The organism is Pseudomonas fluorescens (assembly GCF_902497745.1).
GTDB classification, from domain to species: Bacteria; Pseudomonadota; Gammaproteobacteria; order Pseudomonadales; family Pseudomonadaceae; genus Aquipseudomonas; species Aquipseudomonas fluorescens_BM.
In genome coordinates, this window is the sequence record NZ_CABVHJ010000001.1 from 38258 (window position 1) to 64317 (window position 26060).

Here is a 26060-nt window from a genome sequence, read left to right on the forward strand (position 1 = left end):
GGCGCGCCGAAGCGCCCTGCGCACAGCCGCCATCGAATGCAGGCGCTGAGCCTGACGATGATGTATGTGCACCCTTAGATTAACCACGGGCTGCTAAACCCGATCACTGGAAATCAGTGACGGAATCAAGTTACGCAGCATGCCAAAGGCGCACAAGCCGGCGGATTCTGGTGCATGCGTAGGCAGCGGCGCAAGGATTTGTAGGCTAGGGAGCCGTAACACCGGGTGTCTTTAAACGGCTGAGCTAAATGGTGTTTATTACTCACAGAGATTGAGGATTTGTCTGTCGGATTGAGGTGTGGCGACTGGCGCTTTCGCGAGCAGGCTCGCTCCCACAGGAAATCTCCAGAGATCGCAGATTTTGTATACGACATAAACCTACTGTGGGAGCGAGCTTGCTCGCGAAGAGTCCAGTCTGGTCACCGCAAATCTTGGATCAGTGAACGAGCCCCGCCTCCACCAACAACTTCTCCAGCCCCAACAAATCCGGCACCTTCGCCACCTGCTCCCCGACCTGCACCGCCGCCTGCTCCAGCGCACACAACGGCACATCGACATAACTCAACTGACTATCAAGCTTGTAAGAGCGCGGAATTCCCTGCACCAGCAGCGCAATGAACTTCAACTCCGGCAATCCACCCAGCGCATTGAGAATCACGATCCGCGCGCGCTCGCCAATGACGATTTTCTGCCCGCACGCCGATTCAAAACTCAGCAACGGAATCTGCCGCTCACGCCACTTCACGCGCCCCAGATACCACGGCGGCGTGTCCAGATCGAAGGCGCTGGCCTGGTAATCAATCAACTCAGCGACAGCAACGTTAGGCAGGATCAAATTGCGATCCGCCAACGGCAACAACAGACCAGTGAGTTGGCTGCTGCGCTGATTATGCCGGCGCTCATGCATGTTTCTTGCTCCACTGGGCAATGCTTTCAAGCAGCACCGACTCTTGATACGGCTTGCCGAGGTAGTCGTTGACGCCAATCGCCATGGCGCGGTCGCGGTGTTTCTGCCCGGTGCGTGAGGTGATCATGATGATCGGCAGGTGTTGCAGGCGTTCGTCATTGCGCACCTGGGTGGCGACTTCGAAGCCGTCCATGCGCGGCATTTCGATGTCGAGCAGCATCAGGTCGGGCATGTGCTCTTCGAGCAGCAGCATCGCGTCGACACCGTCCTTGGCCGTGAGCACGTTCATGCCGTGACGTTCGAGCAAACGGCTGGTGACCTTGCGCACGGTGACCGAGTCGTCGACCACCATCACCAGCAGCGGTTTGTGCGGTTCGCTGTCGATCTCCGGCAGTGACGGCGGCTGTGCAACCCGCGCCTGCATCGCGCGGATCGGCGCGAGCAGATCGAGAATCAGCACCACCCGGCCATCGCCGAGAATCGTCGCCCCGGACACGCCCTGCACCGCTGCGAATTGCGCGCCGAGGCTCTTGACTACGATCTCGCGGGTGCCGGCCATGGTATCGACCAGCACCGCGATGCGCCGGTCGTTGTAGTGCACCAGCAGCACCGGCAATGGCAAGTTCTGGCCGAGCAGTTTCGGCCGTGGCGCGGTCTTCAGCAGTTCGCCGAGATAGCACAGTTCATAGGTCTGGCCGCCGTACTGGTAACGCGGCGGATCAACCCGGAAGTGCGCTTCCAGATCATTCGGCAGCACGCGGACGATGCCTTCGATGGTGTTCAGCGGAATCGCATATTGATCCTCGCCACACTGCACCATCAACGCGCGGTTGACCGACACGGTGAACGGCAGCCGAATGCGGAAATGCACACCCTGCCCCGGCACCGAGTCGATGCTCATGCTGCCGCCGAGTTGCCGCACTTCTTCGTGGACCACGTCCATGCCGACGCCGCGTCCGGAAATCTGGGTGATCTTTTCCGCCGTGGAAAACCCCGGCTGAAGAATGAACTGCAACACGTCGCGGTCGCTGATCTCGGCTTCCGGCGCGAGCATGCCGCGCTTGATTGCCTTCTTGCGCACGGCTTCCAGCGGCACCCCGGCGCCGTCATCGCGAATGTCGAAAACAATGTCGCCGCCCTCGCGCGACAGGTCGAGGCTTATCGTGCCCTGCGCCGGTTTACCCGCCGCCAGCCGCACTTCGGCAGACTCCAGACCATGGTCGACGGCGTTGCGCAGCATGTGTTCCAACGGCGCGGCCATGCGTTCCAGCACGTTGCGATCCATCTCGCCTTCGGCGTTGCCGACGACAAACGCGACGTCTTTGTTCAGCTCTTCAGCGACCTGACGGACGATGCGTTTGAGGCGCGGCAACATGCGCTCGAACGGCACCATGCGCGTGCGCATCAGGCCTTCCTGCAATTCGGTGTTGATGCGGCCCTGTTGCTGCAACAGGTTCTCGGCGTCGTGATTGCGGCGGTCGAGGGTTTCCTTGAGATCGAGCAAGTCGGAGGCGGATTCGAACAGCGCCCGCGACAGTTGCTGCAACTGCGAATGGCGATCCATTTCCAACGGATCGAATTCTTCGTAGCCGAGGCGTTCGGCATCGACTTGCTGACGGCTGAGAATCCGCCCTTGGGTTTCAGTATCGAGCCGGCGCAACTGATCACGCATGCGTTCGATGGTGGTTTCCATCTCGTTCAGGGCAATCTGTGCATCGTTGACTTGCTGTTCGATACGGCCCCGGAAGATCGAGGTTTCCCCGGCCAGATTGACCAACTCGTCGAGCAGTTCGGCGGAGACCTTGACCATGTCCGCACCAGCGTCGGCAGCCGGCGGCGCCGCGTCAGTTTTGACCGGCACAGGTGGCACTGGCGGCGTTTCTACCGTCACCGGATGACTGAAATTCTGAATCGCGTTGATCAGCCGATCGGCCGGTGGACACGGTTGTCCGGCGCGCACGCCATCGAGCATTTGCGCCAAGCGATCATGCCCACGCTGCACCAGCGCAAACAGTTCCGTCGATGGCTGCAACGCGCCGCTGGAAAGGCTTTCGTAAAGGTATTCCAGCTCATGGGCGAGGTCGCCGATCGGGCCGATTTCGACCATTCGCGCGCCGCCCTTGAGGGTGTGCAGATCGCGCAGCAGGGTTTCCACTTCCTGACGATTGCCAGGCTCGGCCTGCCAGCGCAGCAGCGCGGCGCCGGAGTTTTCGATGATGTCGAAACCTTCTTCGAGGAAGATTTCCAGCAACTCCGGGTCGTGGCCAGCGCTGTCATGATCGGCCGCTGGCTGGGGCGTTTCGCTGACGGCCTGGCCTTGACGCACTTGACGCAGGGTTTCGATCAAATCCTGCGCCGGGGTCAGTGGCTGATGTTGTTGCAGTTGTTCAAGCAGCAGCGCCAAACGCTCATGACTCTTGAGCAGCAGACGCCTCAAGGTTTCGCTGTAGTTGAAGCGACGATCGACCAGACCTTCGTAAAGGCTTTCCAGCTCCTGGGCCAGATCGCCAATGGCCTCGACTTCGGCCATCCGCGCGCCACCCTTGAGCGTATGCAAATCGCGCTGCAACGAGGACAGTGGCGCAACGTTGTCCGGGTCGCTCAGCCAGCGCTGCAGGGCTTGGCCGGAACTGTCGAGAATGTCCACGGCCTCTTCAAGGAAGATCTCGACGATCTCGTCATCGGGTTCAAGCGCCGTTGCCTTTTGCTGCAACTCAGCAGTGGCGTTGCCCAGTTCACGGATGCTCAAAGTACGGCTGCCATCGCTGCGAATCAGGCCCATCGACGACGGATCGAGACTCTCATCGAGCAGATCATGCAAGGCACGAATCCGCTCTGGCTGTGGCGTGACTTCCTGCCCGGCGGCCAGTTCGTCGAGCATGTTGATCAGCGCTTCATGGGCGTTCTGCGCTTCCTGGAAAAACTGCTCGCTGACCGCCAGGCTGCTTTCTTCCACGGCGCCGTAGAGATCGAGCAAGGCTTCGCACAACACATCCACCGGCAGCAAATCCGCCAAATGCGCGCCTTCGCCAAGGGTGGTCAGTTCATCCAGCAAGGCGCTGAGTTCCTGACGCTCGCCGGGGTGTTGCTGCCAGCGCTGTAGCAGGCTCTCAGCATCCAGCAGGATATCCATGCCTTGAGCGAGAAAGTTGTTGATCAGTCGCGGATCGCGCTTGATCCGCAGGCCGGTATTGGGCGCATCGAGGATCGACGCCAGACGCTCGGCGAGCAGGGTTCCCGAGCGTTTGATCAGCGACTGCGCGCCGACAATCGGTGCCAGCGGATCATGCTTGAGCTGACGCAAGCCGACGCGGAACAGCCCCTCGGCTTCAAGCAGCAATTCCACTTCGTCGAGGTCCAGCGGCAACTGGTGCGCCTTGAACTCTCGGGCCAGTTGATCGAGCGGTGCAGCGAGTTCGGCAATCGGCAATACGCCAGCCATCGACGCACTGCCCTTGAGCGTGTGCAGGGCGCGTTGCAACTCGTCACTGGCTTGCAACGGCACATGCTCGGCGGCCTGATCGAGAAAACGATTGAGACTGGCCAGGTGGGTTTCCGCTTCGTTACGGAAGATCTCCAGCAACAACGGATCGAGCGCCGCGACATCGTCGACGTCTTCGGCCGCTAGCGGTTCATCACCCTTGGCCAAGGCATGCGCGCGGGCAGCGAGTTGATCGACATCGCTGCGCTGACGCTGGCTGTTGGTGGCGAATTCGTTGATCAGTTCCGGCAGCAACAGCACCGTGTCGGTGAGCAGTTGTGGCACCACCGAGCCGGGTTCGACACTTTGTTCGAGCACACGGTTGAGCAGGTTTTCCACCGACCACGCCAGTTCACCGAGGATCAGCGCGCGAACCATGCGCCCGCTGCCCTTCAAAGTGTGGAAGGCGCGGCGCAGTTCAGTCAGCGCGTCGCGATCCTGCGAATTGGCGATCCAGCGCGGCAGGTATTCGTGGAGAACTTCGAGGACCTCATCGGTTTCTTCGAGGAACACTTCGCGCAGTTCATCGTCGACCGGCTCTTCATCTGCCGGCGGCGGCATCAGGCTGCCGGGAGTAATCAGGGCCGGCGGGTTGAGCGCCGAAACCGGGCTGGCCAGAACGTCGGCCAGCGACTGTACGGTTTCCGGATCGTCGAGCGCCTGCATGTCCTGCATCACCAGCGCTTCGCTGGGGCTGAGCACGTCGTCGAGCACGGGCACATGCGGCTCATTTGGAAAGAAACCCAGACTGGCGAGGGATTTCTGCGCAACATCCAGCAGCTGTTCGCCCGCTGCCTGCGGGTCATCGCTCAATCGTTCGAGGTAGTACTCGAGGCTGCTGATGACATCGGCCAGATGATCCAGTTGTTCCCAGCCCGGCTCGTGCGGATCGAGCAGCAAATGCTCGCGGATAAAACCATTGCAGGCCTCGACCAGACTCGCCGCGCGATTCAGCGGAATCATCGCCAGCGCACCGCGCACCTGAGTCAGCAGCGCCGGCAGCGGTTGCAGGTGCTGGCGATCCCAATCGGCGTCGATGTAGTCGACGATCATGTCCTTGGCCTGTTGCAGGCAGATGCGTGCTTCCTTGATGACGATCTGATGGATCTGCGTCAGGTCGGTGGTCGGCAGGCGCGCGTCTTCCGGGCTTTCCGGTTCGACGGTGCCGACCATGCCGGCCAGCGTCGCTTCGACGTAGAGCAGCGCACCGGCAACGTCCATCAGGATCGCGTCATTCGGTTCGCGCTGGCCTTGGGCAAGGCTCAGTACCACGGCCAATTGATCGATGATGACTTTGCGCGGCTGGCCGAAACCGAGCACGGCGAGGGTGTCGGCGATTTGCCGCAAAGGCGCCAGCAGGCTTTCCAGATCCGAAGTGTGCTGGCGGTCGCTGCGCACGAACAGGTCGAGGCGTTCCTTGACCCGCACCAGTTCTTCACACAATGCCGCCAGCACCGAACGCATCGCATCGCGGTCGGGGCCGGCCAGGCGTGCGCGTTCTTCGTCGACCATCGCGCTGTCGGGCAACGCGTCGTCCAGGGAGTAGCGATCTTTCATGGTCAGCATCTGCCCGGTGGGATGTTCGGCTTTGGCAATATAGAACAACAGGCTTTTCAGCAGCTCCGCCGGTGGCGGCTGGTTGAGGCCGGCCATGCCCTGATCGAGCAGGCGTTTGAGTTCTTTGTCGGCGTCCTTGAACAAGCTGCGCAGCGCCGGACTGTTGGCGATCACGCCTTCGCGCATGCCTTCGACCAGCGCCGAAGCGACTTGCCACAACGGGCTCAGGGGCGCATCACCGCTCAGTGCTTCGAGGCGGGTGAAGACTTTCGCCAGATAGTCGAGATGCGTCTGGTCATCCTGTTCGCGCAGCAAACCGACCAAAGCCATTTGCAGCATCTGCCGTAATTTGCGCAGCACGTTCGGCAGTTCTGCCGGTTCCAGCAACGCCAGCGCTTGCACGTTCAATGGCGCCAGCTCGGGCAGTTGCGGGCTGAACAGACTGGTTTCCGAGAGCAGGCTTTCGCCACGGGCGCTGCGCAGATCGTTGATCAGCGGCAACACCACCAGCGGCAAATCACGCCGGGCGCTCTGCACGCGGTCGAGGTAGATCGGCAGTTGCCCAAGGGCTTGCAGCAACAAGTGCAGCGCTTCGTCGCGATAGCTGACGCGCTCGTGCTGCAAGGCTTCGACCAGATGCTCCATTTCTTCGGCGAGCAAGGCTGCGCCGTAGAATTCGACCATCTGCAGGCTGCCGTGAACCTGATGGATGTAATCCAGACACTCGTCCAGCCCGGGAAAGGCCTGCGGATCATCGAGCACGGCTTCAATCGCCTGATGCGCCAGCCTCAGCGTTTCGGCAATTTCGCCTTTGACCCATTCGAGGGCCACGTAGTCGTGCCGATCACCCATAACCACTCCAATCACGCTTTATCTGTCGCCGCCGGCAAGGTGAACCCGGACACTGAACGCCGCAACTGACTGGCCATTTTCGCCAGGTTGCCGATGCTTTCTGCGGTGGCGGTGGAGCCGGACGAAGTCTGCGAGGTGATCTGCTGGATCACGTTCATCGTCAGCGAGATCTGCCCGGCCGACGAGGTCTGCTGCTGCGCCGCGTTGGAGATACTTTGAATCAGCGCCGCGAGAGTCTTCGACACGCCTTCGATTTCTTCCAGGGCCACACCGGCATCCTGCGCCAGTCGCGCGCCGCGCACCACTTCGGTGGTGGTTTGTTCCATGGAAATAACGGCTTCGTTGGTGTCAGTCTGAATCGCCCGCACCAGGGTTTCGATCTGCCGGGTAGCAGCGGACGAGCGCTCGGCGAGGCGCTGCACTTCGTCGGCGACCACGGCAAAACCGCGCCCGGCATCACCGGCCATCGACGCCTGAATCGCCGCGTTGAGGGCGAGGATGTTGGTCTGGTCAGCGATGTCGTCGATCAGGCTGACGATGTCGCCGATTTCCTGCGACGACTCGCCCAGACGCTTGATGCGTTTGGCGGTGTCCTGAATCTGTTCGCGAATGTTGTCCATGCCGTGGATGGTGTTGTGCACCACCTCGTTGCCCTTGTTGGCGATCTCCACGGAACGCTCGGCGACCGCTGAAGACTCGGCGGCGTTGGCCGAGACCTGATCGATGGATTCGGCCATGTCGCTGATCGCGGTCGAGGCTTCGGAAATCTGCTGGGCCTGATGCTCCGAGGCCTGCGCCAGGTGCATGGCGGTGGCCTGGGTTTCCTGCACCGCAGCGGCGACCTGGCCGGCGGTGAGGTTGATGGTCGCGACCAGATCGCGCAGTTGGTCGACGGAATAGTTGATCGAGTCGGCGATGGTGCCGGTGAAGTCTTCGGTCACCGAGGCGGTCACGGTGAGGTCGCCATCGGCGAGGTCTTCGATTTCGTCGAGCAGGCGCATGATCGCGTTCTGATTGCGCTCGTTCTTCTCGGCGGTTTCACGCAACTGGCGATTGGTTTCCCGGACCATCACCAGACCGATAAGGATGATCGAGGCCAGCGCCAGCAAACCGAGGACGTAGCCACCGATGGTGTCGGTATTGCGTCCGCCGGCGAGGTTCTCGAAGCGAGTGGCCAGGTGCGAGGCTTCGTCGAGCAGGGTTTGCGAGAGGCTGAAGATATTGCTCGCCGACTCGCGGACCTTGAACAGCTCCGGCGAGGTTTCGAGGATTTCATCAACGGAGCCGGAGACGAACTGGAACAGCTCGGAGATTTCGCTCAAACGCGCACGGGCGTCGCGGTCTTCGACCTGGCTGATTTTCAGCGCCGGGTTGCCTTGCAGCATGCCGTTGAGCACTTGGCCGAAACGGGTGGCGTCGCGGCCGAAGGCATCGGCGGCTTGCTGCGAGTTTTCGTCGCCGGCGAGCACCGTGTTGACCGCGCCGAGAATGCGTTCGGCCAGCAGCGACTGACGCTGGGCCATCGCTACTTGCGCGGCCGGGGCACCACGTTGCAGGAGGATTTCGACGACTTTTTCGTATTCGATCTGCAACTGCGGCACGGTTTCGGCCAAGGTTGCGGCGACCTGATGCAGCGACAACACGGTCTGCTCGCTGGAAAGAATAGCGTCGGTGTTTTTCAGCAGGCGCTCCCAGTCCAGCTGCACGGCGCGCATTTCCGGGCGCACGGTGGCCGGCGCTGGCGGCAGGCCGGTGGTTGGGTCGCCTTTTTTCAGGTAACTCCAGCGCTGGGCGAAATCGTTGCGCGCATCGCTGAGTAGCTTGAACGCGGCAGCCTTGCCGGCGGCGGCTTCGGTAGCGTTTTTGGCAATGCGTTGCGACAGCACGCGCAGCTCACCGGCGTGGCCGATGTACTGTTTGTCGTAGTTCGCCTGGGTGTTGAGGTACGCGAAGTTGGCGAACAGCAGCATGATGAACACGATCAGTGCGATGAACAGCACGATGATCTGCGAGCGACTGCGCGAGCCTTCCGCCGGCTTGCCTGTTTTTGCTTTTGTCATCGGTCCTCGCCCTTTACCCACACCTTTGAGGCCTGCTGCAATCCCTGTGGGAGCGAGCCTGCTCGCGAAAGCGCTGGGTCAGCCAATATTTATCTTGCCTGACACGCCCTCTTCGCGAGCAGGCTCGCTCCCACAGGGGACGGTGTTGAATCTGTTATATCGCGACGCTCATGAACACCGGGGATTTCGCCAGGGCAAACAGGCTGAACACTCGCCAGTTCTGCTCGCGGCGGAAGTAGCCTTTGACGAACTCGGCCTTGGAGCCCTGGCGTTTGCTGATCGAGATCGGTTCGAAGCTGTCCTGCTCGAAATGTTGCAAGCCAATAACCTCATCGACCATCAGCCCGGCGAACACATCGCCATGCTCGACCACCAATACCCGCCGCTGTTTACGCAACGGCGACAGTTCATGGCCGAAAAATCCGCACAAATCCATGATCGGCAACAGCCGCCCGCGCAGATTAGCCACGCCTTTGACCCACGGCTTGACCCCGGGCAACTGAGTGAAGCGCGGTTCGTGCAGCACTTCGCTGACTTCGCCCATCGGCGCCACATACCAATGCTCGCCGAGGCGAAAGCCGATGCCGCTCCAGCGATCCTGGCGCGCCGGTTGCGACGGCAGGTCCGCCGCCAGCAAGCGGCAGCGCTGGTCGATTTGCCAGAGCAGTTCGAACGCGGTCAGCGATTCGCTCATGGTTGCGCGATCAGCCTTTGAGCACGTTGTTCAGGGTCTTGATCAGGGTGTCTTCGTCGACCGGTTTGGTCAGGTAGTCCTTGGCGCCCTGACGGGTGCCCCAGACCTTGTCGGTTTCCTGATCCTTGGTGGTGATGATGATCACCGGGATGTGGCTGGTATCGGCATCCTTGGTCAACTGGCGGGTCGCCTGAAAACCGTTGAGGCCGGGCATGACGATGTCCATCAGCACCGCGTCGGGTTTTTCCTGACGGGCCAGGGCCACGCCGTCGGCGCCGTTTTCGGCTTTGAGCACTTCATGGCCGTGCTTTTCGAGCATGCCGGTCAGTTTGTACATTTCAGTCGGCGAATCATCGACGATCAGGATACGTGCCATGGTTTTCCCCATTTTTCTTGTCGACGCCCGGCCCGCTGGCCGAGCGTCACTGTACGTGTCTTACTGCGGCAAAACGGCGGCGAAGCCCGGAACATGGGCCTGGATCGCGTTGAGCAGTTCTTCCTTGCTGAAAGGCTTGGTCAAAAATTGATCAGAACCGACAATCCGCCCCTTGGCCTTGTCGAACAGCCCGTCACGCGATGACAGCATGATCACCGGCGTGGCCTTGAACGCACTGTTGTTCTTGATTAAAGCGCAGGTCTGATAACCATCCAGACGCGGCATCATGATGTCGACAAAAATGATCCCGGGATGGTTGTCGGCGATCTTCGCCAAAGCATCGAAACCATCGATCGCCGTGATGACTTCGCACCCGACATTCTTCAACAAGGTTTCGGCGGTGCGACGAATCGTTTTCGAGTCGTCGATCACCATGACCTTCAAGGCGCTGGACTGCTGTTCCATAAGAGGGCTCTACCGTCGCCTTTGCGAATCAAATTGTCCGTTTTGCGATGACTGATGGCTGGAAACCCTTGATGCTCAAGGGCCAGCACGGCATGGCAGCCTTTTTAGCACAGTCTCCAGATGCAATCTATCGACGGGTTTTTCCTTGACCGAAAACCCGCCCGGCGCCACTCTGGCGGCACTTTTTCAATACCGATCCGGTAGCCAATTTTCGAGGAAAACCCAATGAGCGTTCGCGTCGGGATTGTCATGGACCCTATCGCCAGCATCTCCTATAAAAAGGATAGCTCGCTGGCCATGCTGCTGGCCGCGCAAAAGCGTGGCTGGGAACTGTTTTATATGGAACAGCGCGACCTGTATCAGGGCGAAGGTCAGGCACGGGCGCGGATGAAGCCGCTGAAAGTCTTCGCCAACCCGGAAAAATGGTTCGAACTGGACGCCGAGCAGGACAACCTGCTGAGCGATCTCGACGTGATCCTGATGCGCAAGGATCCGCCGTTCGACATGGAGTTCGTCTACTCCACCTACCTGCTCGAACAGGCCGAAACCGCTGGCGTACTGGTGGTGAACAAGCCGCAGAGCCTGCGCGACTGCAATGAAAAGCTGTTCGCCACGCTGTTCCCGCAGTGCACGCCGCCGACCATCGTCAGCCGCCGCGCCGACGTGCTGCGTGAATTCGCTGCCAAGCACGGCGACGTGATCCTCAAGCCGCTGGACGGCATGGGCGGCACCTCGATCTTCCGTCACCGTGCGGGCGATCCGAACCTGTCGGTGATTCTGGAAACCCTGACCGCCCTCGGTGGCCAGCAGATCATGGGCCAGGCCTACCTGCCAGCGATCAAGGACGGCGACAAACGCATCCTGATGATCGACGGCGAGCCGGTGGATTACTGCCTGGCGCGGATTCCGGCGCAGGGCGAAACCCGTGGCAACCTCGCTGCCGGTGGTCGTGGCGAAGCGCGCCCGCTGACTGACAAGGATCGCTGGATCGCTGCTCAGGTCGGCCCGACCTTGCGTGAGAAAGGTCTGCTGTTCGTTGGTCTCGATGTGATCGGTGAAAGCCTGACCGAAATCAACGTCACCAGCCCGACCTGCATCCGTGAAATCGACAATGCCTTCGGCACTGACATTGGCGGCCTGCTGATGGACGCGATCGCCAAGAAGCTGCAAGCCGCCGGCAAAAAGCCACAAGCTTGATGCACGTCACATGCAGTCTGTCGCTTGAAGCGTGAAGCCCAAGGCGTGAAACCAACATTGCGTTATCATGCGCAGCCTCTGAAAAACGCGATGTTGGTTTTCTTGTCATGACCCTCCCGTCCGATCTGCCCGCAGAACTCGCCCACCGTGGCGTGCGCCCGGCCGATCGCCTCGGATTTACCCTGTTCCTCGCAGCGCTGATCCATTTGGCGCTGCTGCTCGGCGTCGGCTTCACGATGGTCGAGCCCAAGCAAATCAGCAAAACCCTGGAAATCACCCTCGCTACCTTCAAGAGCGAAAAGAAGCCGGAGAAGGCTGACTTTCTTGCGCAGGAAAATCAGGAAGGTAGCGGCACGCTGGACAAGAAGGCGATCCCGAAGACTACCGAAGTGGCGCCGTTCCAGGACAATCAGGTCAAGAAAGTTACCCCGCCACCGGCCGCCAAGCCGCAAGTGCAGGAAGCCGCGCCCAAGGCAGCGGTGACCACCGTCGCGCCGAAGCCGAAAAAAGCACCGACCAAGAAAGAAGAAGCCAAGACCGAGGTCAAACCGACGGTTGATGCGCCGGAATTCGACAGCTCGCAGCTGTCCAGCGACATCGCCAGCCTCGAAGCGGAACTGGCCAAGGAACAACAGCTGTACGCCAAGCGTCCGCGTATTCACCGCTTGAGCGCGGCGTCGACCATGCGCGACAAGGGCGCCTGGTACAAAGACGACTGGCGCAAGAAGGTCGAGCGCATCGGCAACCTCAATTACCCCGAAGAAGCACGGCGCAAGCAGATCTACGGCAATTTGCGCCTGATGGTCTCGATCAATCGCGACGGCTCGCTGTATGAAGTGCTGGTGCTGGAGTCTTCCGGCCAGCCGCTGCTGGATCAGGCGGCGCAGCGCATTGTTCGACTGGCGGCACCGTTTGCCCCGTTTACCGGGGACTTGTCGGATATCGACCGTCTGGAAATCATCCGCACGTGGAAATTTGCTCGCGGCGACAAGCTCTCGAGCAATTGAATACACCGCAAATCCCCTGTGGGAGCGAGCCTGCTCGCGAATGCGGTGTGTCATTCAACATTGATGTGACTGATCCACCGCTTTCGCGAGCAGGCTCGCTCCCACATTGGATCGGTGTGTCACCTGCATCTCCAGCTTGTCAGTTTGCCCCCCGAACGCCACACTAGCGCACATGAAAAACGTCAGCCCCAGTTACCTCAAGCATCAATTCCTGATCGCCATGCCACACATGGCCGACCCGAACTTTGCCCACACCTTGACCTACATCGTCGAGCACACGGCCAATGGCGCTATGGGGATTGTGGTCAACCGGCCGCAAGAGCTGAATCTGGCCGACATCCTTGAGCAGCTGCGCCCGGACATCGACCCGCCAGCACTGTGCCAACACGTACCGATCTTTATCGGCGGCCCGGTGCAGACCGATCGCGGTTTTGTCCTGCATCCAGCGGGGAAAACCTTCCAGGCCACCGCGCAGCTGGACGGCGATCTGGCCCTGTCGACTTCGCAGGATGTGCTGTTCGCCATCGCGGACGGCGTCGGCCCGGCGAAAAGCCTGATTGCCCTCGGTTACGCCGGTTGGGAAGCCGGGCAACTGGAAGCGGAACTCGCCGACAACGCCTGGCTGAACTGCCCGTACGACGCCGACATCCTGTTCAACACCAGCAGCGAACTGCGTCTGGAAGCGGCGGCCCGGCACTTGGGGATCAACCTCAGCTTGCTGACCAGCCAGGCAGGTCACGCCTGATGGCCCTGCGCCTGATTCTCGGCTTCGACTACGGCACCAAACAGATCGGCGTCGCGGTCGGCCAGGTGATTACCGGTCAGGCCCGCGAGCTGTGCACCTTGAAGGCACAAAACGGTGTGCCGGACTGGAACCAGGTCGAAGCCCTTATAAAAGAATGGAAGCCCGACGCCGTGGTCGTCGGCCTGCCGCTGAACATGGACGGCACGCCGAGCGAAATGTGCCTGCGCGCGGAAAAATTCGCCCGCCGCCTCAATGGCCGCTTCAACGTGCCCTTCTATACCCACGACGAACGCCTGACCACCTTCGAGGCCAAGGGCGAGCGTCTGGTCCGTGGCGGCCAAAAGGGCAGTTACCGCGACAACCCGGTGGACGCCATCGCCGCCGCTCTGCTGTTGCAGGGCTGGCTCGATGAAAACACTGCATTGTTTGAATCCTGACAAGCGCTTCGGCGCTTTTCTTTTGAGTGAAAAACCGAGTCGTGTCCAAGGACCCGACTCGCCCCTAACAAGGAGCAACCATGAGCCTGCCAAATCCCGCCGATCTGATCAGCCAGATGGCGAACCGCCTCAAGGCGCACCTTGCCCAGCGTGAAATCACTGAACCGCGTTACATCGGCATTCGCACTGGCGGCATCTGGGTCGCGCAGGCCTTGCTCAAGGAATTGGGCAGCGATGCGCCACTGGGCACGCTGGATGTTTCTTTCTACCGCGACGACTTCAGCCAGAACGGTCTGCACCCGCAAGTGCGCCCGTCCGCCCTGCCCTTCGAGATCGAAGGCCAGCATCTGGTGCTGATCGACGATGTATTGATGAGCGGCCGCACCATCCGCGCCGCCATGAACGAATTGTTCGACTACGGCCGCCCGGCCAGCGTGACCCTGGTCTGCCTGCTGGACCTGGATGCCGGCGAGCTGCCGATCCGCCCCAACGTGGTCGGCGCGACGCTGTCGCTGGCCGCTCACGAACGGGTAAAGCTGTCCGGCCCCGAGCCGTTGACGCTCGAACTGCAAGACATGTCCCTTTAATCCGCCCTATTGAGAGTCCCCTTCGCGATGACGCCTCTAGATACCAAGCGCCCGCTGCAGCTCAATGATCAGGGCCAGCTGCGCCACTTCCTCTCGCTCGACGGCCTGCGCCGCGAGTTGCTGACGGAAATCCTCGACACTGCCGACTCGTTCCTCGAAGTCGGTGCCCGGGCGGTGAAGAAAGTCCCGTTGCTGCGCGGCAAGACCGTGTGCAACGTGTTCTTCGAAAACTCCACGCGCACCCGCACCACCTTCGAACTGGCGGCCCAGCGGCTGTCGGCGGACGTAATCACCCTGAACGTGTCGACCTCGTCGGCAAGCAAGGGTGAAACGCTGCTCGACACCCTGCGCAACCTCGAAGCCATGGCCGCCGACATGTTCGTCGTGCGCCACGGTGATTCCGGTGCCGCGCACTTCATCGCCGAGCACGTGTGCCCGCAAGTGGCGATCATCAACGGCGGCGACGGCCGTCACGCGCACCCGACGCAGGGCATGCTCGATATGCTCACCATCCGTCGGCACAAGGGCGGTTTCGAAAACCTCTCGGTGGCCATCGTCGGCGACATCCTGCACTCGCGGGTGGCGCGCTCGAACATGCTCGCACTGAAAACCCTCGGTTGCCCGGACATCCGTGTGATCGCGCCGAAAACCCTGCTGCCGATCGGCATCGAGCAATACGGCGTGAAGGTTTACACCGACATGACCGAAGGCCTGAAAGACGTCGACGTGGTGATCATGCTGCGCCTGCAGCGTGAACGCATGACCGGCGGCCTGCTGCCGAGCGAAGGCGAGTTCTACCGCCTGTTCGGCCTGACCACCGCGCGTCTGGCCGGGGCCAAACCGGATTGCATCGTCATGCACCCGGGGCCGATCAACCGTGGCGTGGAGATCGAGTCCGCAGTGGCCGACGGCCCTCACTCGGTGATCCTCAATCAGGTCACCTACGGCATCGCAATTCGTATGGCCGTGCTGTCCATGGCCATGAGCGGGCAAACCGCGCAGCGTCAATTCGAGCAGGAGAACGCCCAGTGAAGCTCAGCATTCTCGGCGCACGCGTCATCGATCCAAGCAGCGGCCTGGATCAAGTTACCGACATTCACGTTGAAGCCTGCAAGATCGTCGCCCTCGGCGCCGCCCCAGCGGGTTTCACAGCAGTAGAAACCATTGATGCCCAAGGCCTCGTCGCCGCTCCGGGCCTCGTCGATCTGAACGTGGCCCTGCGCGAGCCGGGTTACAGCCGCAAAGGTTCGATCATCAGCGAAACCCGCGCAGCGGCTGCCGGCGGTGTGACCAGCCTGTGCTGCCCGCCGAAGACCAAACCGGTGCTCGACACCTCCGCTGTGGCCGAGCTGATCCTCGACCGCGCCCGCGAAGCCGGCAATACCAAGGTGTTCCCGATTGGCGCGCTGAGCAAAGGTCTGGACGGCGAGCAACTGGCTGAGCTGGTGGCGCTGCGCGACGCCGGTTGTGTGGCGTTCGGCAACGGTCTGGAGAGTTTCCGCAACACCCGCACCCTGTGCCGGGCGCTGGAATACGCGGCAACGTTCGACCTGACGGTGATTTTCAACTCGCAGGATCATGATCTGGCTGAAGGTGGCTTGGCCCACGAAGGCGCCGTCGCCAGTTTCCTCGGCCTGCCGGGGATTCCGGAAACCGCTGAAACCGTGGCATTGGCCCGTGATCTGTTGCTGGTCGAGCAGACTGGCGTGCGCGCGCACTTCAGCCAGTTGACCAGCGCTCGCGGCGTTGCCCTGATCGCTCAGGCGCAGGCGCGTGGTTTGAAGGTGACGGCGGATGTCGCGCTGTATCAGCTGATTCTGACCGACGAAGCGCTGATCGACTTCAGCAGCCTCTATCACGTGCAACCGCCGCTGCGCACTCGTGCGGATCGCGACGGTTTGCGTGAAGCAGTGAAATCCGGCGTGGTGTCGGCGATTTCCAGCCATCACCAGCCGCACGAACGCGATGCCAAACTGGCGCCGTTCGGCGCGACAGAGCCGGGCATCAGCAGTGTTGAACTGCTGCTGCCGCTGGCGATGACGCTGGTTGAGGATGGGTTGCTCGATCTGCCGACCTTGCTGGCACGTCTGAGCGCAGGCCCGGCTGAAGCGCTGCGCCTGCCGGCTGGCAAACTGGCGGTGGGTGGGGCGGCGGATATCGTGCTGTTCGACCCGCAGGCTTCGACGGTGGCCGGTGAGAACTGGTTGTCGAAGGGTGAGAACTGCCCGTTCATTGGGCACACATTGCCGGGTGTGGTTCGCTACACCTTGGTGGATGGGCGGATCAGTCACCAGGCTTGATACCGCGTCGCCCCTTTCGCGAGCAAGCTCGCTCCCACAAGGATCACCGCGAACCCTATGGGAGCGAGCTTGCTCGCGAAGCTTTACTGGAAGGCGCCTCTGCCTTCAGCGTTACGCACCGAGACCTGATCATTCAGCGTCCAGAAGTCATACAGCACCCCTAGAAAGAACAACCCGCCCGTCAGCAGATAGATCAGGCCACTGATCCACTTGCCCTGATACATCCGGTGCACGCCCAGCGCGCCAAGGAACGTCAGCAGAATCCACGCCACGTTGTATTCGATCGGCCCTGCGGTAAAACGCAGATCCGCCTCGCGATCCATCGCCGGGATCAGGAACAGGTCGATCAACCAGCCAATGCCCAGCAAACCGAAGGTGAAGAACCAGATCGTCCCGGTCACCGGTTTACCGTAGTAGAAGCGGTGAGCACCGGTAAAACCGAAAATCCACAGCAGATAACCAATGATTTTGCTGTGCGTATCTTGCTGCTGAACAAATTGTTGATAGGGGTTCATGAAGACCTCGATTCACTCGATAGATAAATATTCTTGAATTCTTTGTGACTTTTTTACAGGTAGCCGACGTACGGCAAATGTTACCGTTGCCACCGTCAAAGCCTTATAGCACCTGACTTCTGTCCGACAATTGCGTCCATTTGCCGCTTATTTGGTTCCGTAGGCTGCCAAGTGAATCGACCAACGGACTCGGAATGAAAAAAAACTCTGTTATAAAGTTGCGCGCTATCACTTAAGAGCCACGCCTAATGCGACCATTTTTCAAGACATGGCTAACCATCTGCCTATTAATGCCACTGGCCGCCCACGCCACCAATCGTGAGCAACGTCTTCCCAACGTTAACGGCTTCACCCCTAAATCCCATGCTTCGGCTCCTTCGAGCAAAAGCAGCAAAAGCAAAACCGTCACGCTGAGCACCAAGAGCCACAGCAAGCTGGTGCCACCGATGGCGAGCAAGGAAAGCAGCAATGTGCTGAGCCGTGCTGTGAACGTCCTCGGTACACCTTATCGTTGGGGCGGCAGCAGCCCAAGTAAAGGCTTCGATTGCAGCGGTCTGGTGAAATACGCGTTCAACGACGCTACGTTCGACCTGCCACGCACCTCTAATGCCATGGCCAGCGGCCACGGCGAGAAAGTCGAACGCAAGGATCTGAAGCCGGGCGATCTGATTTTCTTCAACATCAAGAGCCGTCGGGTCAACCACGTTGCCATTTACCTGGGCAACGACCGCTTCATCCACGCACCGCGCCGTGGCAAAGCGGTGAGCATCGATACGTTGAACAAGCCGTACTGGCAGCAGCACTACGTGGTGGCCAAGCGTGTGTTGCCGAAAGAACAGAGCCAGATGCGCGTGGTTCAGCGCTGAGCTGACTGATCCGTAATCTGCTCAAGCAGTACTGGCCCCTTCGCGAGCAGGCTCGCTCCCACATTTGATTTGTGAACGACGCAAATCCCCTGTGGGAGCGAGCCTGCTCGCGAAGAGGCCGGTAATAGCAACACAACTCCTCCTCAGAAATTATCCGGCGTACGCGCTTTCTCCCGTGCATGCTCGCGACTGATCAAACCCTTGGTCAGCAGATCCTTCAGGCACATGTCCAGTGTCTGCATCCCCAACGACCCACCGGTCTGAATCGCCGAATACATCTGCGCCACCTTGTCCTCACGGATCAGATTACGGATCGCCGACGTGCCCAGCATGATCTCGTGCGCCGCCACCCGCCCGCCGCCGATCTTCTTGATCAGCGTCTGCGAGACCACCGCCAGCAACGACTCCGACAGCATCGAACGCACCATCGACTTCTCGTCACCGGGGAATACGTCGACCACGCGATCGATGGTTTTCGCCGCGGAGGTGGTGTGCAGCGTGCCGAACACCAGATGACCGGTTTCCGCAGCGGTGAGCGCCAAGCGGATGGTTTCCAGATCGCGCATCTCACCGACCAGAATCACATCCGGGTCTTCGCGCAACGCTGAACGCAATGCGGTGGCGAAACTGCGAGTATCACGGTGAACTTCGCGCTGATTGATCAGGCATTTACGCGATTCGTGAACAAATTCGATCGGATCTTCAATGGTCAAAATGTGGTGATGCCGATGGGTATTGAGGTAATCGATCATCGCCGCCAGCGTGGTCGATTTGCCGGAACCGGTCGGCCCGGTGACCAGCACCAGCCCGCGCGGCGCATCGGTGATCTTGCGAAAGACATCGCCCATGGCCAGATCTTCCATGCTCAACACCTTCGACGGAATGGTACGAAACACCGCCCCGGCGCCACGGTTCTGGTTGAAGGCGTTAACCCGGAACCGCGCGACACCCGGCACTTCAAAGGAAAAGTCGGTTTCCAGATGTTTCTCGAAGTCGACCCGCTGGGTGTCGTTCATGATGTCGTAGATCAGTTCGTGCACTTGCTTGTGATCCAGCGCCGGCAGATTGATCCGCCGCACATCGCCATCGACACGGATCATCGGCGGCAGGCCGGCCGACAGGTGCAGGTCGGAAGCGCCCTGTTTGGCGCTGAAGGCCAGCAATTCAGTGATATCCATAGCGCTCCTCAATTCCAGTAGAATGCCGCGAACCTTCAGACCGCTGGCGCCTCTTGATGTCCACGATAGCAGACAACATCCAACTGGTTAGTTCGCGCATCCAGGCAGCGGTAACAGCTGCAAACCGCGCTGAAAACAGCGTCCAGTTGCTCGCGGTCAGCAAGACCAAACCCGCTCAGGCCCTGCGCGAAGCATATGCCGCCGGCCTGCGCGACTTTGGCGAGAACTACCTGCAGGAAGCCTTGGGCAAACAGCTCGAACTGGCCGACCTGCCCTTGATCTGGCACTTCATCGGCCCCATTCAATCGAACAAGACTCGCGCCATCGCCGAGCATTTCGACTGGGTGCATTCCGTGGATCGCCTGAAAATCGCTCAACGTCTGTCCGAACAGCGCCCGGCTGAACTGCCGCCGCTGAACATCTGTATTCAGGTCAACGTCAGCGGTGAGGCCAGCAAGTCCGGCTGCACGCCTGACGATCTGCCGGCATTGGCCGAGGCCATCAACGCATTACCGCGCCTGAAATTGCGTGGCTTGATGGCGATTCCCGAGCCAACCGACGACCGCGCCGAGCAGGACGCGGCCTTCGCCGCCGTGCAGAAATTGCAGGCGAGCCTCGATCTGCCGCTCGACACACTTTCCATGGGCATGAGCCACGACCTCGAGTCGGCCATTGCTCAAGGCGCCACCTGGGTGCGTATCGGTACCGCCCTGTTTGGCGCCCGTGATTATTCCCAGTCTTGAACGATTCCAGATAAGGACCACACATGAGCAACACACGTATTGCGTTTATCGGTGCGGGCAACATGGCGGCCAGTCTGATTGGCGGCCTGCGCGCCAAGGGACTGGAAGCCGGGCAGATCCGTGCCAGCGACCCGGGTGAAGAAACCCGCGCCAAGGTCAGTGCCGAACACGGCATCGAAACTTTCGCCGACAATGCTCAGGCCATCGACGGCGTCGATGTGATCGTGCTGGCGGTCAAGCCGCAGGCCATGAAAACCGTGTGCGAAGCGATTCGCCCAAGCCTGAAACCGAATCAACTGGTGGTGTCGATTGCTGCCGGTATCACCTGCGCCAGCATGACCGCGTGGCTTGGCGAGCAGCCGATCGTGCGTTGCATGCCCAATACCCCGGCGCTGCTGCGCCAAGGCGTCAGCGGTTTGTACGCGACCAGCGAAGTGACTGCCGAGCAACGTCAGCAAGCCGAAGAACTGCTGTCCGCTGTCGGCATTGCCCTGTGGCTGAATGAAGAACAGCAACTGGACGCCGTCACCGCTGTGTCCGGTTCCGGCCCTGCCTACTTCTTCCTGCTGATCGAAGCGATGACTGCCGCCGGCGTCAAACTCGGCCTGCCGAAGGAAATCGCCGAGCAACTGACCCTGCAAACGGCGCTGGGCGCCGCGCACATGGCTGTTTCCAGCGACGTTGACGCCGCCGAACTGCGCCGCCGCGTGACCTCGCCAAATGGCACCACGGAAGCTGCAATCAAATCATTCCAGGCCAATGGCTTCGAAGCCCTGGTCGAAACCGCACTCGGCGCCGCCGCGCACCGCTCGGCCGAAATGGCCGAACAACTGGGCAAATAAGGAGCCTTACATGATTGGATTGAACACCGCAGCGGTTTACGTGCTGCAAACCCTCGGCAGTCTGTACCTGCTGATCGTGCTGCTGCGCTTCGTGCTGCAACTGGTACGGGCAAACTTCTACAACCCGCTGTGCCAGTTCATCGTCAAAGCGACCCAGCCACTGCTCAAACCACTGCGGCGGATCATTCCGAGCCTGTTCGGTCTGGACATGTCGTCGCTGGTGCTGGCGATTCTGGTGCAACTGGCGCTGATGGCGCTGACCCTGCTGCTGACTTACGGCACCACCGGCAATCCGCTGCAACTGTTTATCTGGTCGCTGATCGGCGTGACCGCGCTGTTCCTGAAGATCTTCTTCTTCGCCCTGATCATCAGCGTGATTCTGTCGTGGGTCGCACCGGGCAGCCACAATCCGGGCGCTGAGCTGGTCAACCAGATCTGCGAGCCGGCATTGGCGCCGTTCCGCCGCTTTCTGCCGAATCTCGGCGGTCTGGATCTGTCGCCGATCTTCGCCTTCCTCGCGCTCAAGCTGATCGACATGCTGGTGATCAACAATCTGGCGGCGATGACGATGATGCCGGAAATCCTCCGTCTGCTGATGTGAGCTGGTTTCGATGGGACGGTGACGACTTGATCCTCGAGTGTCACCTGCAACCGGCAGCCCGCAGCGATGACTTCGCCGGGCTGCATGGGGATCGCCTGAAAATCCGCCTGACCGCGCCGCCGGTCGAGGGCAAAGCCAATGCTTATCTGCTGGGCTTTCTGGCCAAGGCGTTTGGGGTTTCCAAGAGCCAGGTCAGTTTGCTCAGTGGTGAGTTGAACCGGCAGAAACGGGTGAAGATTTGTTCGCCGAAGAAGTTGCCGGATTTGCCGGGGTTGGTTGGGCGCTTGTCTTGAGTTTTGCGGCGCCTGTACCCCTCACCCCAGCCCTCTCCCCCTGGAGAGGGAGCCGATCTATGGTGTTTTCGAACCTGAGTTCAACTCGTTATCCCTCGTCGGCGTATCTCGAACATCCACCCAATCAGTCCCCTCTTCCTCCGGAGAGGGAGCCGATTCTGGTGGTTTTCAAGGCCTGAGTTCGACTCGATAGATCAGGTCGGCGTAGCTCAAAAGAACACCTCGGTCGGTCCCCTCTACCTCTGGGAGAGGGCTAGGGTGAGGGCCGCTTGCCGCTAACCCCCCCGGTCTTTAGACTTACGCCTCATTTCAACGAGAGCAGGGTCGATGCCAACTGCCTTTCCCCCCGATTCTGTTGGTCTGGTGACGCCGCAAACCGCGCACTTCAGCGAACCGCTGGCGCTGGCCTGTGGCCGCTCGCTGGCCGCCTATGACCTGATCTACGAAACCTACGGCACGCTGAACGCACAAGCGAGCAACGCCGTACTGATTTGCCACGCCTTGTCCGGCCACCATCACGCGGCCGGCTATCACAGCGTCGACGACCGCAAGCCCGGTTGGTGGGACAGCTGCATCGGCCCCGGCAAACCGATCGATACCAACAAGTTCTTCGTGGTCAGCCTGAACAACCTCGGCGGCTGCAACGGCTCCACCGGCCCGAGCAGTATCAACCCGGAGACCGGAAAACCGTTCGGTGCCGACTTCCCGGTACTCACCGTGGAAGACTGGGTGCACAGCCAGGCGCGTCTCGCTGACCTGCTCGGCATCGGCCAGTGGGCGGCAGTGATCGGCGGCAGCCTCGGCGGCATGCAGGCGCTGCAATGGACCATCACTTACCCGGATCGCGTGCGCCACTGCCTGGCTATCGCCTCGGCACCGAAGTTGTCGGCACAGAACATCGCCTTCAACGAAGTCGCACGTCAGGCGATCCTCACTGATCCGGAATTCCACGGCGGTTCGTTCCAGGAAGCAGGCGTGATCCCCAAACGCGGCCTGATGCTGGCGCGGATGGTCGGGCACATCACTTATCTGTCCGACGACTCGATGGGCGAGAAATTCGGCCGCGGCCTGAAGAGCGAAAAGCTCAACTACGACTTCCACAGCGTAGAGTTCCAGGTCGAAAGCTACCTGCGCTATCAAGGCGAAGAGTTCTCCGGACGCTTCGACGCCAACACCTATCTGTTGATGACCAAGGCGCTGGATTACTTCGATCCGGCGGCGAACTTCGACGATAACCTGGCGAAAACCTTTGAAAACGCCACGGCCAAGTTCTGCGTGATGTCGTTCACCACCGACTGGCGTTTCTCCCCGGCCCGTTCGCGTGAACTAGTGGATGCATTGATGGCGGCGCGCAAAGACGTCAGCTATCTGGAAATCGACGCACCGCAGGGCCACGACGCCTTCCTGATTCCGATCCCGCGCTACTTGCAGGCGTTCGGTAATTACATGAACCGCATCACGTTGTGAGAAAGCCATGAGAGCTGATCTGGAAATCATCCAGGAATGGATCCCCGCCGGCAGCCGCGTCCTCGACCTTGGTTGCGGTGACGGCGAACTGCTGACCTGGCTGCGCGACAACAAGAACGTCACCGGTTATGGCCTGGAAAACGACGCCGACAACATCGCCGAGTGCGTGGCCAAAGGCATCAACGTCATCGAGCAGGATCTGGACAAGGGGCTGGGCAACTTCGCCAGCAACAGTTTCGACATCGTCGTCATGACCCAGGCCCTGCAAGCCGTGCACTACCCGGACAAGATCCTCGACGAAATGCTTCGCGTCGGCCGTCAGTGCATCATCACCTTCCCCAATTTCGGCCACTGGCGCTGCCGCTGGTATCTGGCGAGCAAGGGCCGCATGCCGGTGTCCGAGTTTCTGCCGTACACCTGGTACAACACACCGAACATCCACTTCTGCACCTTCGAGGACTTTGAAGAACTTTGCCGCGAACGTGATGCGAAGGTCATTGATCGGCTTGCCGTGGATCAACAGCACCGTCACGGGTGGGCCAGTAAGCTATGGCCTAATCTGTTAGGTGAGATCGGTATCTACCGCGTCAGCAGCCCGCAGCTTGCAGACCACAAAGTCGCGGTCTGAATCCCGTCATTTCGAGGAGCACGATCATGGGTCGTTTAGCGTTGTTGTTATTGACTGCCTGCCTGAGCGCCAGCGCTCTGGCGGCCGACGTCATCAAGGGTGAGCGCAAGGAAACCTTTGGCGACGTAACGGTGCACTACAACACCTTCAACTCGACGTTCCTGCAACCGGACATCGCCAAAGCCGCGGAGTTGATCCGCAGCAAGAACCAGGGCGTGATCAATGTATCGGTGATCAAGGACGGCAAACCGCTGGTCGCCAACGTCACTGGCACAGTCAAAGACTTGACCAGCCAAAGCGTGCCGCTGAAATTCCGCCAAGTCACCGAACAAGGCGCGATCTACTACATCGCCCAGTACCCGGTGGAACAGCAGGAAACCCGCACCTTTGAGATCAAGGTGCAGAACGGCGACAAGATCAACACCATCAATTTCAACCAAGAACTCTTTCCCGGCGAATGATGAACATCAAGCAGCTCGTACTGGCCAGCCATAACGCCGGCAAACTCAAAGAACTCCAGGCCATGCTCGGCGAATCGGTGCAACTGCGCTCGATTGGCGAGTGGAGCAAGGTCGAACCGGAAGAAACCGGTCTGTCGTTCGTCGAGAACGCGATTCTCAAGGCGCGTAACGCCGCACGCATTTCCGGGCTTCCGGCGCTGGCCGACGATTCCGGTCTGGCGGTGGATTTCCTTGGCGGCGCGCCGGGCATCTATTCGGCGCGCTATGCCGACGGCAAGGGCGATGCGGCGAACAACGCCAAACTGCTCGATGCGCTGAAGGATGTGCCGCAAGCCGAGCGCGGTGCGCAGTTCGTTTGTGTATTGGCGCTGGTGCGTCACGCCGATGATCCGCTGCCGATTCTCTGCGAAGGCCTGTGGCGTGGAAGGATTCTGACGGCTGCCAGCGGCGAGCACGGTTTCGGTTATGACCCGCTGTTCTGGGTGCCGGAACGCGACGTGTCCAGCGCCGAACTGAGCCCTGCCGATAAGAACCAGATCAGCCACCGCGCCCGTGCAATGGATCTGCTGCGCCAGCGTCTGGGCTTGAAATGACCCGTGACTCTTCCGCGTCGTCGCTGATTGTCGGCGGCGCCGCCTCTTCGCCTCGGGCGCCGTTGCCAACGCTGCCGCCCTTGGCGCTGTACATCCACATCCCGTGGTGTGTGCGCAAATGCCCGTATTGCGACTTCAACTCGCACACTGCCAGCCCGGTTTTGCCGGAGCAGGAATACGTCGACGCCTTGCTGGCCGATCTCGATCAGGACCTGCACGCGGTTTACGGCCGCGAAATCAGCTCGATCTTTTTTGGTGGCGGCACGCCGAGCCTGTTCAGTGCCGAAGCGCTTGGGCGTTTGCTGGAAGGCGTCGAACAACGCATTCCGTTTGCTGAAGACATTGAAATCACTCTGGAAGCCAACCCCGGTACGTTCGAACAAGAGAAGTTCGTCGCCTACCGCAAGCTGGGGATCAATCGCCTGTCGATCGGGATCCAGAGCTTTCAGCAGGAAAAACTCAAGGCGCTGGGGCGGATTCACAACGGTGACGAAGCAGTGCGCGCGGCCGGGATGGCGCGGCAGGCCGGGTTCGATAACTTCAACCTCGACTTGATGCACGGTTTGCCCGATCAGTCGCTGGACGATGCCTTGAGCGATCTGCGCCAGGCCATCGCATTGAATCCGACGCACATCTCCTGGTATCAGCTGACGCTGGAGCCGAACACGGTGTTCTGGAACCAACCGCCAGTTCTGCCGGAAGACGACACATTGTGGGACATTCAAGAGGCCGGGCAGGCGCTGCTGGCCGAGCACGGTTACGCGCAATACGAAGTCTCGGCTTATGCACAGTCCGGGCGCCCGGCGCGGCATAACCTCAATTACTGGAGTTTCGGCGACTTCATCGGCATCGGCGCGGGTGCGCATGGCAAGTTGAGCCATCCGGACGGGCGCATTGTGCGTACGTGGAAGACGCGGCTGCCGAAGGACTATCTCAACCCGGAAAAAAGCTTTCAGGCTGGTGAAAAAGCGCTGACTAACGACGAGATGCCGTTCGAGTTTCTGATGAACGCTTTGCGCCTGACCGCTGGCGTCGAATCGCGCCTGTATCCGGAGCGCACTGGCCTGTCGCTGGAAAGCCTCGCCGAAGGCCGGGCGGCGGCAGAACAAAGCGGTCTGTTGCGGGTCGAACCGTCACGTCTGGCGGCCACCGAGCGCGGACAGCTGTTTCTCAACGACTTGCTGCAACAATTTCTGAACTGATTTCAG

Annotated in this window: 25 protein-coding genes; 17 read left to right on the top strand and 8 right to left on the bottom strand. The window is 60.5% G+C overall.

Going from position 1 to position 26060, the window contains the following annotated elements:
• Window positions 1-436: 436 nt before the first annotated feature.
• From F8N44_RS00190 to pilG, 6 genes are all read right to left on the bottom strand, one after another.
• A complete protein-coding gene (locus tag F8N44_RS00190; protein WP_150648888.1) occupies window positions 437-907 on the bottom strand; it encodes a chemotaxis protein CheW in 471 nt (156 codons plus the stop codon).
• A complete protein-coding gene (locus F8N44_RS00195) occupies window positions 900-6797 on the bottom strand; it encodes an Hpt domain-containing protein (RefSeq protein ID WP_150648889.1) in 5898 nt (1965 codons plus the stop codon). The genes F8N44_RS00190 and F8N44_RS00195 overlap by 8 nt, the downstream gene beginning before the upstream one ends.
• Window positions 6798-6808: 11 nt before the next feature.
• Entirely contained in the window at window positions 6809-8857 is a 2049-nt protein-coding gene (locus tag F8N44_RS00200) for a methyl-accepting chemotaxis protein (RefSeq protein WP_150648890.1), read from the bottom strand.
• Between the two features lie 154 nt (window positions 8858-9011).
• Complete coding sequence (locus F8N44_RS00210; protein ID WP_007913675.1) at window positions 9012-9551, bottom strand: chemotaxis protein CheW; 540 nt, start codon at window positions 9549-9551, stop codon at window positions 9012-9014.
• A gap of 10 nt (window positions 9552-9561) precedes the next feature.
• Window positions 9562-9927: a twitching motility response regulator PilH gene (gene pilH, locus F8N44_RS00215; RefSeq protein WP_007913674.1), complete on the bottom strand. Its 366-nt coding sequence runs from the start codon at window positions 9925-9927 to the stop codon at window positions 9562-9564.
• A 60-nt stretch (window positions 9928-9987) separates the two neighbouring features.
• Window positions 9988-10392: a twitching motility response regulator PilG gene (gene pilG / locus F8N44_RS00220; protein ID WP_007913673.1), complete on the bottom strand. Its 405-nt coding sequence runs from the start codon at window positions 10390-10392 to the stop codon at window positions 9988-9990.
• A 225-nt stretch (window positions 10393-10617) separates the two neighbouring features.
• Here pilG and gshB point away from each other — a divergent pair, with 225 nt between their 5' ends.
• The 7 genes from gshB to F8N44_RS00255 all read left to right on the top strand — a co-directional run bounded on the left by gshB (window position 10618) and on the right by F8N44_RS00255 (window position 16665).
• The gene (gshB, locus tag F8N44_RS00225) at window positions 10618-11589 is read left to right on the top strand and encodes a glutathione synthase (RefSeq protein WP_150648891.1); all 972 of its coding nucleotides are present in this window, start codon (window positions 10618-10620) and stop codon (window positions 11587-11589) included.
• 107 nt (window positions 11590-11696) lie between these two features.
• Window positions 11697-12596, top strand: coding sequence for an energy transducer TonB (locus F8N44_RS00230; RefSeq protein ID WP_150648892.1), 900 nt, complete (start codon window positions 11697-11699; stop codon window positions 12594-12596).
• 172 nt (window positions 12597-12768) lie between these two features.
• A complete protein-coding gene (locus F8N44_RS00235) occupies window positions 12769-13341 on the top strand; it encodes a YqgE/AlgH family protein (RefSeq protein ID WP_016985971.1) in 573 nt (190 codons plus the stop codon).
• On the top strand, window positions 13341-13778 hold the full coding sequence (gene ruvX / locus F8N44_RS00240; RefSeq protein ID WP_008077844.1) for a Holliday junction resolvase RuvX: 438 nt from the start codon (window positions 13341-13343) through the stop codon (window positions 13776-13778). Before F8N44_RS00235 ends, ruvX begins: the two co-directional genes overlap by 1 nt.
• A gap of 80 nt (window positions 13779-13858) precedes the next feature.
• Entirely contained in the window at window positions 13859-14365 is a 507-nt protein-coding gene (gene pyrR, locus F8N44_RS00245; RefSeq protein ID WP_150648893.1) for a bifunctional pyr operon transcriptional regulator/uracil phosphoribosyltransferase PyrR, read from the top strand.
• Window positions 14366-14392: 27 nt separating this feature from the next.
• The gene (locus tag F8N44_RS00250; RefSeq protein ID WP_007913665.1) at window positions 14393-15397 is read left to right on the top strand and encodes an aspartate carbamoyltransferase catalytic subunit; all 1005 of its coding nucleotides are present in this window, start codon (window positions 14393-14395) and stop codon (window positions 15395-15397) included.
• Window positions 15394-16665: a dihydroorotase gene (locus F8N44_RS00255; protein ID WP_134176071.1), complete on the top strand. Its 1272-nt coding sequence runs from the start codon at window positions 15394-15396 to the stop codon at window positions 16663-16665. The genes F8N44_RS00250 and F8N44_RS00255 overlap by 4 nt, the downstream gene beginning before the upstream one ends.
• Before the next feature lie 83 nt (window positions 16666-16748).
• On the opposite strand, the gene F8N44_RS00260 is transcribed toward F8N44_RS00255, so the two are convergent.
• Window positions 16749-17180 carry an NINE protein gene (locus F8N44_RS00260; RefSeq protein ID WP_007913651.1) on the bottom strand — a complete coding sequence of 144 codons (432 nt, stop codon included), beginning with the start codon at window positions 17178-17180 and terminating at the stop codon, window positions 16749-16751.
• A 248-nt stretch (window positions 17181-17428) separates the two neighbouring features.
• Here F8N44_RS00260 and F8N44_RS00265 point away from each other — a divergent pair, with 248 nt between their 5' ends.
• Entirely contained in the window at window positions 17429-18046 is a 618-nt protein-coding gene (locus F8N44_RS00265; RefSeq protein ID WP_150648894.1) for a C40 family peptidase, read from the top strand.
• A 143-nt stretch (window positions 18047-18189) separates the two neighbouring features.
• Here F8N44_RS00265 and F8N44_RS00270 read toward each other — a convergent pair whose 3' ends face one another.
• Window positions 18190-19224 (bottom strand): type IV pilus twitching motility protein PilT, encoded by a 1035-nt coding sequence (locus F8N44_RS00270; RefSeq protein WP_095049465.1) that lies wholly within the window; start codon window positions 19222-19224, stop codon window positions 18190-18192.
• 56 nt (window positions 19225-19280) lie between these two features.
• Here F8N44_RS00270 and F8N44_RS00275 point away from each other — a divergent pair, with 56 nt between their 5' ends.
• From F8N44_RS00275 to hemW, 9 genes are all read left to right on the top strand, one after another.
• Window positions 19281-19967: a YggS family pyridoxal phosphate-dependent enzyme gene (locus F8N44_RS00275; RefSeq protein WP_150648895.1), complete on the top strand. Its 687-nt coding sequence runs from the start codon at window positions 19281-19283 to the stop codon at window positions 19965-19967.
• A gap of 23 nt (window positions 19968-19990) precedes the next feature.
• Entirely contained in the window at window positions 19991-20809 is an 819-nt protein-coding gene (gene proC / locus F8N44_RS00280) for a pyrroline-5-carboxylate reductase (RefSeq protein WP_150648896.1), read from the top strand.
• 10 nt (window positions 20810-20819) lie between these two features.
• Window positions 20820-21410 carry a YggT family protein gene (locus F8N44_RS00285; protein ID WP_007913643.1) on the top strand — a complete coding sequence of 197 codons (591 nt, stop codon included), beginning with the start codon at window positions 20820-20822 and terminating at the stop codon, window positions 21408-21410.
• Entirely contained in the window at window positions 21407-21703 is a 297-nt protein-coding gene (locus tag F8N44_RS00290; RefSeq protein WP_016985982.1) for a DUF167 domain-containing protein, read from the top strand. The genes F8N44_RS00285 and F8N44_RS00290 overlap by 4 nt, the downstream gene beginning before the upstream one ends.
• Before the next feature lie 327 nt (window positions 21704-22030).
• Window positions 22031-23170 (top strand): homoserine O-succinyltransferase MetX, encoded by a 1140-nt coding sequence (metX, locus tag F8N44_RS00295; RefSeq protein WP_007913641.1) that lies wholly within the window; start codon window positions 22031-22033, stop codon window positions 23168-23170.
• Window positions 23171-23177: 7 nt separating this feature from the next.
• Window positions 23178-23798, top strand: a complete 621-nt coding sequence (metW, locus tag F8N44_RS00300) for a methionine biosynthesis protein MetW (RefSeq protein WP_008083798.1) — start codon at window positions 23178-23180, stop codon at window positions 23796-23798.
• Between the two features lie 26 nt (window positions 23799-23824).
• Window positions 23825-24259 (top strand): DUF4426 domain-containing protein, encoded by a 435-nt coding sequence (locus F8N44_RS00305; RefSeq protein ID WP_122604428.1) that lies wholly within the window; start codon window positions 23825-23827, stop codon window positions 24257-24259.
• Complete coding sequence (gene rdgB / locus F8N44_RS00310; RefSeq protein WP_150648897.1) at window positions 24256-24852, top strand: RdgB/HAM1 family non-canonical purine NTP pyrophosphatase; 597 nt, start codon at window positions 24256-24258, stop codon at window positions 24850-24852. Before F8N44_RS00305 ends, rdgB begins: the two co-directional genes overlap by 4 nt.
• Window positions 24849-26054, top strand: coding sequence for a radical SAM family heme chaperone HemW (gene hemW / locus F8N44_RS00315; protein ID WP_150648898.1), 1206 nt, complete (start codon window positions 24849-24851; stop codon window positions 26052-26054). The genes rdgB and hemW overlap by 4 nt, the downstream gene beginning before the upstream one ends.
• The last annotated feature ends 6 nt before the right edge of the window (window positions 26055-26060 follow it).